The organism is Massilia sp. NP310, assembly GCF_019443485.1.
GTDB classification, from domain to species: domain Bacteria; phylum Pseudomonadota; class Gammaproteobacteria; order Burkholderiales; family Burkholderiaceae_D; genus Telluria; species Telluria timonae.
Window position 1 is genome coordinate 5547900 of record NZ_CP080379.1, and the last position, 12723, is coordinate 5560622.

6 protein-coding genes are annotated in these 12723 nt (G+C 65.6%); 4 read left to right on the plus strand and 2 right to left on the minus strand.

The window, feature by feature from the left end:
- Positions 1-30 precede the first annotated feature (30 nt).
- Complete coding sequence (locus KY496_RS24520; RefSeq protein ID WP_219862833.1) at positions 31-2730, plus strand: TonB-dependent receptor; 2700 nt, start codon at positions 31-33, stop codon at positions 2728-2730.
- Positions 2731-2798: 68 nt separating this feature from the next.
- Here the strand turns inward: KY496_RS24520 and KY496_RS24525 are convergent, their stop codons facing one another.
- Positions 2799-5666 carry a TonB-dependent receptor gene (locus tag KY496_RS24525; RefSeq protein ID WP_219862835.1) on the minus strand — a complete coding sequence of 956 codons (2868 nt, stop codon included), beginning with the start codon at positions 5664-5666 and terminating at the stop codon, positions 2799-2801.
- A 525-nt stretch (positions 5667-6191) separates the two neighbouring features.
- Here KY496_RS24525 and aroG point away from each other — a divergent pair.
- Entirely contained in the window at positions 6192-7250 is a 1059-nt protein-coding gene (gene aroG / locus KY496_RS24530) for a 3-deoxy-7-phosphoheptulonate synthase AroG (RefSeq protein ID WP_005668537.1), read from the plus strand.
- Positions 7251-7316: 66 nt separating this feature from the next.
- On the opposite strand, the gene KY496_RS24535 is transcribed toward aroG, so the two are convergent.
- The gene (locus tag KY496_RS24535; protein ID WP_219862836.1) at positions 7317-10190 is read right to left on the minus strand and encodes a TonB-dependent receptor domain-containing protein; all 2874 of its coding nucleotides are present in this window, start codon (positions 10188-10190) and stop codon (positions 7317-7319) included.
- 570 nt (positions 10191-10760) lie between these two features.
- On the opposite strand from KY496_RS24535, the gene KY496_RS24540 reads away from it, so the two are divergent.
- Positions 10761-11699, plus strand: coding sequence for an ABC transporter permease (locus KY496_RS24540; protein WP_219862838.1), 939 nt, complete (start codon positions 10761-10763; stop codon positions 11697-11699).
- Positions 11696-12718 carry an ABC transporter permease gene (locus tag KY496_RS24545; RefSeq protein WP_219862840.1) on the plus strand — a complete coding sequence of 341 codons (1023 nt, stop codon included), beginning with the start codon at positions 11696-11698 and terminating at the stop codon, positions 12716-12718. The genes KY496_RS24540 and KY496_RS24545 overlap by 4 nt, the downstream gene beginning before the upstream one ends.
- The last annotated feature ends 5 nt before the right edge of the window (positions 12719-12723 follow it).

Below are 12723 nucleotides of genomic sequence, written 5' to 3' on the forward strand. Positions count from 1 at the left end.
AGTTCGTTTCCCAATAAAAACAAGCCAATCATGAAACATACCTACCTCCTGGCCGCCGCCATCGGCGCGCCGCTGCTGGCCCACGCCCAGGCGGCGGCGACCTCGGCCGATGCGCCGGCCGCTACCACCACCAACACCGCGCCCGCGTCGGTCCTCGTCACCGGTTCGCGCATCGCCCGCGCGCAACTGGACGGTCCGTCGGCGGTCACCGTCATCACCGGCGACGAGATCACGCGCCAGGGTTACAAGAATGTGTTCGATGCCCTGAACAACCAGGTGCAGAACAGCGGCTTCGTGCAGGGCGCCGACTTCGGCAATACCTTCACGCCGTCGGCGAACACCATCAGCCTGCGCGGCCTGGGGCCGAACCACACGCTGATCCTGCTCAATGGCCGGCGCCTGGCCGACTTCCCGATCGCCTATGAAGGCACGGTCAACTTCACCAACCTGGCCAATATCCCGTCGGCCATCGTCGAGCGCATCGAGATCCTGTCGGGCGGCGCCTCCGCCATCTACGGCTCGGACGCGATCGCCGGCGTGGTCAACATCATCCTCAAAAGGAAGGCCGAGGGCGTCGACCTCAACGTCAAGCTGGGCGGCACCAGCCGCGGCGGCGGCGCCGAGCGGCGCGTGCAGCTCACCGGCGGCAAGCAGTTCGACCGCCTGAGCACCGTGTTCGCGCTGGAATTCTCCGAGCGCAATCCGATCGGCGCCTACCAGCGCGATTTCATGGCCGAGCGCTCGGGAACGCCGACCAATGTGCTGTCGCGCCGTGACGCCACCGTGGGCCGCTACATCGATCCGGGCGCGACCTGCGCGCAATTGGGCGACCTGTTCGGCGGCAGCGTCGTCGACTACGCATCGCGCACCGGTAACTACTGCGCCAGCAACAAGGTCAGCCCCACCTACTGGTCGGTGCAGACCCGGAACCAGAGCAAGAATGCATTCGGCAGCGCCACCTATGAGCTCGACGAGAACACGACGCTGTTCGCCGACATCCTGCTGGGCCAAAACGACACCGTCAACAATACGCGCGGTCCGTCGTGGACGTCGAACTCGCTCAACAATGGTTATTTCCTGAACCGGAACACAGGGCATTACGAAGCCTGGACCCGTTACATTTCCCCGGAAGAGATGGGCGGCCTGTCGCGCTACGACCGCTTCTGGGAAGACGGCGCGGTCGCCGCTTCGCTCGGCGCGCGCGGCATCGTGCCGGGCACCAGCTGGAAGTGGGAAGCCGGCTACAGCGCCTCGTGGTATGAGAGCAAGGGCAAGACCCCGCGCGCGCTGTCGAACATCGACAGCTTCTTCCTCGGGCCGCGCCTGGGAACCGACGCGAGCGGCGTCGCCATCTACGCGCCGGACCCGACGCGGCTGGCGACCCGCGTGAACCCGGACGAATTCGGCACGATCACCGGCTACGCCGAAAGCGACGACGAGTCGTGGACCCACACGGTGTCGGCCAGCGCCAATGGAGAAGTAGCGCAACTGCCGGCCGGCCCGCTGCAACTGGCGGTGGTGGCCGAGGCCGGCCGCCAGGGCTTTACCAATGCGCCCGACAAGCGCATCAATGCGGGCTATTTCAACCTGGCGCCGAATACCGCCGTCACCGCCGGCACCCGTAACCGCTACGCGCTCGGCGCCGAAGCGAGTATTCCCTTGCACAAGATCCTGACCGCGACCCTGGCCGGCCGCTACGACCGTTATGAATTCGCCGAGCGCGACAGCGGCAAGTTCACCTATGCCGGCGGCCTGGAACTGCGGCCGACGCGCGAGGTGCTGGTGCGCGCCAACTACGCCACCAGCTTCCGGGCGCCGGACATGAATTACATCTACAAGGCGCGCGGCACCGGCTATTACTCGTCGACCACCGACCACTACCGCTGCGGCGCCACCGGCCAGCCGCTGGCGAGCTGCGAATTCGCCAACTACTCGCCGGGCGCCGACTACGTCCAGTATGGCAGCGCCGACCTCAAGCCGGAGCAGGGCAAGTCGTATGGCGCTGGCATCGTCTGGTCGCCGAGCACGAGTTTCGATGCCTCGGTCGATTACTGGAATATCGAGATCGACGACCTGGTGACCAATCTGTCGGCCGACCAGCTGCTGCGCGACGAAGCGGCCTGCCGCCTGGGCTCGCTGGACATCGGCTCGTCGCTGTGCGCGGACACGATCTCGCGCATCACGCGCTACGCGGCCAGTTCGCCGGTGCGTCCGGGCGAGATCCGCGAGATCCGTGTGAACCCGATCAATGCGGCCGAGGAGTCGAGCAGCGGCATCGACGTCAGCGCCCGTTATGCGCTGCGCACCACGGCCTGGGGCACGTTCACCTTGCGCGGCAATTATTCGAAAACGCTGACCCGCCGCTCGAAACAGTTTGCCGGCGACACGGTACGCGACGAACTCAATTCGCTCACCAGTTCGGACTGGCCGGACAAGCTGGCAGCCAGCCTGAACTGGAACGTGGGCGCCTGGTCGTCGACCCTGTTCGCCACCCGCTACGGCAAGATTCCGAACTCGGCCCAGACCGACTACCTGACGCCGACCACGCTGGTCAACGCGAGCGTCGTGTATCGCGTGAATGACCGCCTGACGTTGTCGGCCATCGTCAACAATGTGTTCGACCGCATCAAGCACGACACCACCGGCGGCTGGCCCAATTATGCGGTGGGCAGCTACAGCCCGGCGGGACGGACCGGGTGGGTCGAGCTGAACTATCACTTCGGCGGTTGAGCGACTGGTGGCATGCGCCGGATGCGTGGCACGAACGACTCCGTGCCGCGCATCCGGCCAGCGCCAGCTCAGAAGGCGTATCTCGCCCCCAGCGTGAAGAAGCGGCCGATCGCGCCGTAGTAGTCGAGCGGGTTGTACGACACCGCGCCATAGGTCAGTGGATCGAGCGGCGCCTGCTTGTCGAACAGGTTCTGGATCGAGCCGTAGATTTCCCAGCGCGCTTGCGGCTTCCAGCGGAATACCAGGTCGACCGTGGTGAACGAGGCCAGTTCGCAATCGCTCGGCGCATCGTCGCCGTTGGCGAAGTGGCTGGCGCAGCCTTCCGGATCGTCCTTGAAGAAGGTGTTGTCGATCGGACCCCGGTAGTTGACGTTGGCCGACACGCGCCAGTTGGCGCGCTCCCAGGTCGCGCGCAGGTTGGCCTTGTGGTCCGGCGTGCCCATGCAGTTGCTGACGTCGCAATTGCCGTGGGTGCCGGCGTAGTCGCGCGTGGTGCCGTCCTGTTCGGTGCGCTCCCATTTGTCGAGGTAGGTGTACTTGACGTCGAAGGTCAGGGTGCCCCAGTTGTTCGGGAGTCCGAAGCCCTGGCGCGCATCGAGGTCGATGCCGCGCACCTCGGTTTCGGCCGAGTTCACGTATTCGGCCAGCACCGCCGTGATCGCGCCCGGGTCGCCCGGGATCGTCGGCACCGCCGTGCTCGGATCGCGCGCCACGTCGCCGGCGGCGATCGCGGCGTCGATCTGCTGCTGGTTGATCTCGTTCTTGCGCTTGATGTTCCAGAAGTCGAGCGAGAAACTGGTGCGTGGCAGCGGATCCCAGATCGCGCCGATATTCCAGCTCTTCGAGCGTTCCGGGCTCAGGTCCTGGTTGGGCGAGGTGATGACCGACACCGAGGCCGGGCTGCAGGCGGTCTGCACGCCCAGCGCGCAGCGGGCCGGATCGGTGGCGTTGGCGAAGGCGGCCAGGCCGCCGACGCCGTTCTCGGCCGGACTCGGCGCGCGGAAGCCCTTGGCCCAGGTGGCGCGCAGCGCCAGCTCGCGGCGCGGGTTCCACTTGACGCCGACCTTCGGGGTCCAGGCGTCGCCCACGTCGGTGAAGTGGTCGTAGCGCATGGCGCCGGTCAGTTCGAGCCCGGGCAGCACCGGCGCCAGCACTTCGCCATAAATGCCGGTCACATTGCGCTGGCCGTCATAGGCCGAGTAGCCGAGGCCGATGATGTTGCCGCGCTCGGTGCCGGCGGTCGGCTCCAGCCGCGCCGACTCGTGGCGGAATTCGGCGCCCAGCGCCACGCCCACCGCGCCGCCGGCCAGCTTGCCGATCTCGCGCGTGGCCTTGAAGTCGACCTGGGCGATCTCGGTCTCGGCGTCGTTCGAGATGGTCGGCGACAGGGCGGCGTACAGGTCCGGTGAATTCAGGCCCGCGTTCTCGGCGATGCGCCAATAGGCGCCGGCCGGCAGCGCGCGGTAGCCGGGATTGGCCTGGGCCGCCGCCACGTTCGCGGCCGACGGGTCGAGCAGGGCGAAGGTGGCGTCGCGCTGCAGGTAGCCGCGGCGGTCGTTGTCGACCCGGCTGGTCGAATACAGCAGCGAGGTATCCCAGTCCCAGGCGCCGTGGGTGCCGCGCGCGCCGAACAGCGCGCGGATGAAGGTCGAGGAAATGTCGGACTCGCGCGGGCCGACGTCGAACGGCAGGTAGCGCAGCCGCGCCGCACGGCCGAAGTATGGGTTGTCGGGGTGCTCGGCGCCGAGCTGGACGCCGGCGTTGCTGACCGGGCCGCCGGGATAGCCGACGCTGGCCGCGATCGGATTCGGCGTGGAGCTGGACTGGGCCAGGCTGTTGTACAGATTGAGCTCTGCATAGGCCTCGGTATCTCCCTGCAGCTTGAGCGTGCCGCGGCTGTACAGCGACAGGTATTCGCTGTCGGGCTGGATCTGGTTGTAAAGGAAGGCCGAATCGACCAGGCAGCCGCCGAGCGGATCGCCCTGCGGGTGATTGGTGAAATTGCTGCAGGCGGCGCCCGGGAATGTGCGCGTGAAGCCGGGCCCGGCCAGGTTGCCGCGGTTGTAGTACTCGAGCGTGTCGGGGTTGCGCACATTGCCGTTGATGGCATTGCCGGACTGGTTGTTGCCGGTGATGGCGCCGGTGCCGCCGAAGCCTTCCTGGGCCGAATAGCCATAGGGCCGCAGGTCGATCTTGCCGATGTAGTCGCGGTTGCCGCGGTCGCGGTACCAGATTTCTTGCGTGTGCTTGTACTCGACGTTGACCAGCACGTTGTAGCGGTCGGTCTCGAGGTCGCCGAAGCCCCAGGCCAGGGCCAGGTTGTGCTGCTGGCCGTCGCCGGCCTCGCCGCTGCCGTACAGCGCGCGCGCGCTGGTGCCCTGGAAGTTGCGGCGCAGGATGATGTTGACCACGCCGGCGATCGCGTCCGAACCATAGATGGCCGAGGCGCCGTCCTTGAGGATCTCGATGCGCTCGACCGCGTCGGTCGGGATCACGTTGAGGTCGGCGAACACCTTCTGGCCGTCGTCGGCCAGGCCGTAGGGCGCCATGCGGCGGCCGTTGAGCAGCACCAGGGTCGAGGCCGTGCCCAGGCCGCGCAGCGAGATGCCCGAGGCGCCGGCCGCGAAGCCGCTGCCAAAGCTCATCGGCACCGAGCCCTGGTTGTCGACCGCCAGGGTCTGCAGCAGCTCGGCCACCGTGGTCTTGCCCGAGCGCTCGATATCGTTGCGGTTGACGGTGAGCACGCTCGACGCGGTCTCGGCCTGGGCGCGGCGGATGTTCGAGCCGGTGATCTCGACGCGGGCCACGGGAGCGGCTTCTTGCGCGACGGCAGGGTGGGGAAGGGCCAGCAGCACGGGGCCGGCGAGCGCCAGGCCGGCGGCGCCGCCTCCCGCGAACAGGCGGCGCACGGAACGGGAAAGCAGGGTTTCAGTCATGGTCCGACACTCCAGTGGATGGAAGGATCCGGATGGCGCGGGTAGAGGGCTTGATCCTTATTGCAGATCAATTTCCCTGGCACCTCTTGGCACCTATTTGTGTCTACAATCAACACGCGCGCCCGCCGGGCTTGAATCGACTGTTGCATCGGCAGCCATGGCGGGACTGAGCTAACGCAAGATGCGCGCAAGATAAGGGGCGTAGATGCCCGAGTTCAGATGGGCATGTCAGTTTGCTGCAACCGATTGTTGTCTGTACAAGCGTGGAACGGGCGACAAAAGGCTTGCCAACTTTCATGCCTTGTTGTTATAGTCAATTCGACCAAACCCGGACGACACCATGCGCCACGCTTTCTTTACCCGCTTTTTTTACTTTAGCCATTCCAGCCCCTGGCGGTGGAGTAGCGGCGGGTACGCGCAGTAAAACGTCCCGGCAACATCCAGACAAACCGCCAGCGATGGCGGTTTTTTTATTTCCAGTCCTGAACCAATACAGCAAAGAACAGCACGAAAGGGAGTCCCAGCATGCCCCGCACCGACGATTTACGCATCCGTGAAATGAAGGAACTGACGCCGCCCTCGCACCTGATCCGCGAGTTCCCGGTGACCCCGCAGGCCGAGCAGACAGCAAGCGGCGCGCGCATCGACCTGCACCGCATCCTGCACGGCCAGGACGACCGCCTGATGGTGGTGATCGGACCGTGCTCGATCCACGACCCGAAGGCGGCGCTCGAGTATGCGCGCAGGCTGGTCGAGCAGCGCCGCCGCTTCGCCGGCGAGCTGGAAGTCGTGATGCGCGTCTATTTCGAGAAGCCGCGCACCACGGTCGGCTGGAAGGGCCTGATCAACGACCCGTACATGGACAACAGCTTCCGCATCAACGACGGCCTGCGCATGGCGCGCGAGCTGCTGCGCGACATCAACGAGATGGGCCTGCCGGCCGGCACCGAGTTCCTCGACGTGATCAGCCCGCAGTACATTGCCGACCTGGTCAGCTGGGGCGCGATCGGCGCCCGCACCACCGAGTCGCAGGTGCACCGCGAGCTGGCGTCAGGGCTGTCGTGCCCGGTCGGCTTCAAGAACGGCACCGACGGCAATATCAAGATCGCGACCGAGGCGATCAAGGCCGCGTCGCAGCCACACCATTTCCTGTCGGTGACCAAGGGCGGCCACTCGGCCATCGTGTCGACCTCGGGCAACGAGGATTGCCACATCATCCTGCGCGGCGGCAAGACGCCGAACTACGATGCCGCCAGCGTCGAGGAGGCGTGCCGCCAGATCGCCGCGCTCGGCCTGGCCAGCCGCCTGATGATCGACGCTTCGCATGCGAACAGTTCCAAGAAGCCGGAGAACCAGGTGCCGGTGTGCGCCGACATCGCGGCCCAGATCGCGGGCGGCGACGACCGCATCGTCGGCGTGATGATCGAGTCGCACCTGGTGGCCGGACGCCAGGACCTGGTGCCGGGCAAGGAGCTGACCTATGGCCAGTCGGTGACCGATGGCTGCATCGACTGGGATACCAGCGTGGGAGTGCTGGAAGGATTGGCGCAAGCGGTGCGCCAGCGCAGGTTGCGCCAGGACTGATCCGCTCCGGCCACCAAATGAAAAACGGCGCACCGAAGTGCGCCGTTTTTTTCGCCTGTCGGCGGCTTAGAACTTGGCGGTCACGTTCAGGAAGATGTGACGGCCCAGGGTGTCATACACCTGCGGATAGGTATTGCCGTTGCCGAACACGGCCGCGACGACGCCCGACACCGGTGGATCCTTGTCCAGCGCATTGTTCATGCCGGCGCGGAAGGTGAAGTTGTCGTTGATGCGGTAGTTGCCCACCAGGTCCAGGTAGCTGCGTGCGCCCATGCGTTCGTCGGCTGGCTCGAAGTCGCCCGCCAGGATCGGATTGCTGCTGGACTGGTCGAGCTTGGTGCCACGGACGTAGCGCCAGGTCGCGCCCAGTTCCAGGCCGCGCCATGGGGTTGCCCACACCGCGCGCAGCTTGTGGCGCCATTTCGGCATCGGGGTGCCGCACGAGGTGCCGTGGAAGCCGGCGCAGTCGTACTCGCCCGAACCCGGGAAGTCTTCCTGGATGAATTCCTTCAGGTAGGTGCCCATCAGCGACAGGTCGAGGCCGCCCCATGCGCCCATCTTCATGCGGTAGTTGGCGCCCAGGTCGACGCCCTTGGTCGACATCTGGCCCAGGTTCTGGTTGGTCGCGACGACCTGCGCGGCCGGCAGCGCCCACAGGGTGCCCAGGCGGTCACGCGTGATCAGCGAGCAGAAGGTCGGATCGCCCGTGTTCAGGCACTGGGTCAGCGTGGTCGAGGCCGGCAAGCCGCCGATCGTGCCCTCGACCTTCATGTCGAAGGCGTCGATGGTGATCGAGCTGTTGCGGGACGGGGTCAGCACCAGGCCCAGGGTATACGAGTCGGAGGTTTCCGGCTCCAGGTTCGGGTTGCCGCCGCTGATCTGGTTGTACTGCAGGGCAGGGCTGTCCTGGATGTTGCCGTACTGGGCCGCGGTGACGCCGGTCAGCTGGCACTGCGCCAGGGTGGCGCTCGGGTTGGCGCCGGCGCAAGGGTCGTTCGACATGCCGAACAGGCTCAGGCCGAACGGGCTGAACAGCTCGACGACGTTGGCCGCGCGCGCCGCGCGCTGGTAGCTGAAGCGGAACTTCGCTTCTTCCACCGGCGCCCACTCGATGCCGGCACCATAGGAATTGGTCTTGTGGCCGGTCGAATAGTCAGACTTGCGGTAGCTGGCGGTCACGGTCAGCTGGTCGGCGAGCGGCACGTTCTGCAGGATCGGGATGCGGGTCTCGGCGAAGTAGTCGCGCACGCTGAACTGGCCGGCCACGCTCTGGGTCGGGCCGCCCTGGCCGGCCAGGTCGCCGGTCGAGAAGGCCGCGTCGGCGTTCAGGTCCAGTTTTTCGGTGCGGTGTTCCCAGCCGAAGGCGACGCCGATGCCTTCATTGCTGCCCGGGATGGTCAGGCCGTATTCGCCCAGGTCGGACGACAGGTTGATGCCCTGCACGGTCTGCGAGGTGCTGCCGCGCTGGAAGCCCGGCGTCTGCAGGTAGCTCAGCGCGTCCCGGCTCACGCCGCCAAGGCGCCAGATGTTGTATGGGACGCAGTTCGGGTCGGTGCCGTTGGCGAAGCTGCGGCACACCGGGTTGCCGTTGGCGTCGGCGATGACGTCCAGCGCGCGTGCGCTGCGGGCGACCGAGAAGTCGTTGTAGTAGGTTTCCGAGTACAGCACCTTGCCGACCTGGGCGAAGGCGTCATAGCGCCAGTTGCCGATGTCGCCCTTGATGCCGATCACGCCGCGGTACGACGTGTGGCGCTGGTCGTCCTGGCGGCCGCCGCCTTCGACGTTGCGGCGGAAGATCAGGACGTCGGCGGTGTCGCCCGGGCCGGTCATGCCGAGCGCGCTGCGCCATGCATCGGTGAGCAGCGGGTTTTCCCAGCGGATCGCGTTGGCGCCCGAGGCATCCAGGCCGAACAGGCCGGATGGAGCGATCTGCGCCACCGTGCTGTCGTCGTGGAAGCTGGCTTCGGTGTACAGGCGCGCCTTCTCGTTGATGTCGTAGTGGCTGAAGGCGCTGAAGGTGTAGCGTTCGGTCGGACGGCGGTAGTAGTTCAGCGGGCCGAAGTTGTACTGGTCGGTGGCGGCCACGTAAGGACGCACGTTGCCGTTGGCGTCGGCGACGGTGCGGTCGCCGTTGGCGGTGATGAAGCGGCCCGGGTAGCTGGTGCCGGAGCCGCCGCAGTTGAACTGGGTGCCCGAGCTGAAGCCGTCCAGCGAGCAGGACGAGAAGTCGCGCTGCGACTGCAGCACCGGATCTTCCTTCTTGTAGCCGAAGTACAGCGTGGCATTGCCCTTGCCGTCGGCGAAGTTGCCGCCCAGCAGCAGGCTGATGTCCTTGATCTTGGCGTCGGCGCCGACGTCGTCCGGCAGCGGGTAGTTGCGGCGCTGGGCCGCCTGGGCCGCCAGGCCGCCGTTCTGGTCGTGGTTGTAGAACTGGTAGTTGGCGTCGATCTGGACACCCTGGAAGGTGTCGTTCATGATGAAGTTGACGACACCGGCCACGGCGTCCGAACCGTAGATGGCGCCGGCGCCGCCGGTCAGCACCTCGACGCGCTTGATCAGCGCGGCGGGAATCTGGTTCAGGTCGGCCGCGGTATTGCGCGGGCTGCCGGCCGGCAGGCGGCGGCCGTTGACCAGCACCAGGGTGCGGTCGGCGCCGAAGTTACGCAGGTTGACGGTGGCCGTGCCGGACGAGCCGTTCGAGATCGAGCCGCCCTGATCGGCGAACACCTGGGGCAGGTTGTTCAGCAGGCTCTCGACCGATTTCACGCCCTCCAGCGCGATATCCTTGGCGCCGACCACGGTAACCGGGCTGACGCTTTCCAGGTTGGCGGTCGCGATGCGCGAACCGGTCACTTCCACGCGCTGGGCCGATTCGACGGCAGGCGGCGCTTCCTGCGCGTGGGCGCCGGTCACGGCGACGACAAGGCCGCCGGCGCACATCAGGCGTATCGATCGAGATAACACAGTTTCAACCATCATAGTCAGTCTTCCCCTAAGACCTGGCGGCGGGTCGCGTCGCCAGTAAAGTCAAGTGAATCGCCGTGGCGAATGGGCCCGGCATGTTTTTACTACTTAACAATAAAAACATTGACGAATAGATAGTGTCAATTGGTAACGTATGTATGCAGCAAAATACAACTGTCTGATGACTTGTCTTTACAATATGCAATTTTGATGCTAGTCACACAAAATTCACAAAACTCGAAATACGATATATCATGCGAAAAATATAGTTAGATATAGCATTTGATTCGTTCAAACTATATTTTTGGGACATGATATTGCGAATAGGGCGATGTACATATATCAGGTCGTCGGCAAGCTTCTTATATGAATTCTTGATACCAGTGTCATTACATTGTAATAACCTGTGACTATCGGGGCATAAGATTGCGCGGCTGTCGGTGCGTGCGGATATGCGCTATCGTGTCGTTTTTTGCCATCGTGAATTTGGCTTGGTGGCAAACCTGGGGGCGGCACGTTCGCCCAATCCGCAAATTCGGGAGTGCGATGTTTGCTTATGTCCTGCGCCGGCTGTGGCAGATGCTGCCGACGATGGGCGGCGTGGTGCTGCTGGTGTTTTTCTTGTTCAACTGGGTCGGCGGCGACCCGGCTTACCTGCTGGCCGGCAAGATGGCCGACGCCGGCGCGATCGAGAACATCCGGCGCCAGCTCGGCACCGACCAGCCGTATGCTGTGCAGCTATGGATCTTCGTCAAGCAGATCCTGACCTTCGACTTCGGCAACGCCTGGAGCACGGGCGAGCCGGTGTCGCACATCATCGCGAGCCGCCTGGGGCCGTCGCTCACGGTCCTGATTCCGCTGACCGTGCTCGAGACCGTGCTGGGCATCGCGCTGGCGCTGGCGATCGCCTTCGTGCGCGGCTCGCTGACCGACCGCGCCGTGATGGTCGCCTGCACGGTCGGGATGTCGATTTCGATCCTGGTCTACATCATCGTGTTCCAGTATGTGTTCGCCTACCAGCTGGGCCTGTTTCCGGTCCAGGGCTGGGGCAATAGCCTGGGCGAGAATCTGCTCAGGTATGCGCTGCTGCCGATCATCATCGGCCTGGCGGTGTCGATCGCGCCGACCCTGCGCCTGTACCGCAGCTTCGTGCTCGACGAAGCGGAGCAGGACTATGTGCGCACCGCGCGCGCCAAGGGCCTGAAGGAGGGTCGCATCGTCTGGGTCCACGTGCTGCGCAATGCCGCGATCCCGATCATCACCCACGTCATGGCCAACCTGCCGGCGCTGCTGATCGGCGCCTTCCTGCTCGAGCGCTTCTTCGGCATTCCCGGCATCGGCCGCGAAGTGATCCTGGCGGTCGAGCGCAGCGATTTCCCGGTGATCAAGGCGATCACGGTCTATGTGGCCGCCGCGACCATGGTGTTCAACCTGCTGGCCGACCTGCTGTACCAGGCGGTCGATCCGCGCGTGCAGCTCAAATGACGATGACGACCACCCTGCACATGCGCTCTCCCGGACTGTGGGCGCTCGCCTGGCGGCGCCTGCGCGCCGACCGCGTCGGGATGGCGGCGCTGGCCGTCGTCGCCGCTTTCCTGGTGCTGGTGCTGTTGTCCGCCACGGGCATGCTGGCCAGCGACTGGGAACAAGAGGTGGCGGTCAACTACGCGCCGCCCACCTTCGTCGGCGCCGACGCCACGGCGCGCGCCCTGGCCCGCGCCCAGTTGCCGCGCGCCACGCCGCCGAACGCCTTCGACCCGCTGGCCGACGAACTGGCCGAGCTCGGGACGCAGGTGGCGCAGACCCATCCGCCGGTGGAAAAGCGCACGACCCTGCCGTTCGGCGCCGACAAATGGGGGCACGACATCGTCAAGAAGACCATCAAGGGCGGCGAGACCTCGATCGTGGTGGGCCTGGTGGCGGCCCTGCTGGCGGTGGCGCTCGGCACCCTGTTCGGCGCCGTCTCGGGCTTTTATGGCGGCTGGGTCGACGACCTGTTCAACTGGTTCTACAGCATCTTCACGGCGATTCCGGCGATCCTCATGATCCTGACCGTGGCCGCCGTGCTCCAGCAAAAAGGCGTGGCCACCATCGTGCTGATCCTCGGCCTGACCGGCTGGACCGGCCCCTACCGCCTGATGCGCGCCGAATACATCAAGCACGGCGCGCGCGAATACGTGATGGCGGCGGATGCCATCGGCGCGTCCAGCTGGTCCCGCATGTTCGGCCACATCCTGCCCAATGTCTCGCACGTGGCGCTGGTGCAGATGTCGATCCTGGTGGTGGGCTTCATCAAGGCCGAGGTGATCCTGTCGTTCCTGGGTTTCGGCGTGCCGGTCGGCACCGTGTCCTGGGGCAGCATGCTCAACGAAGCGCAGAATGAACTGATCCTCGGCAAGTGGTGGCAGTTGGCGGCGGCGGCGGGCGCGATGGCGCTGCTGGTGACGAGCTTCTCGCTGTTCGCGGACGCGCTGCGCGATGCGCTCGATCCCAAGATCAAATGACGGCC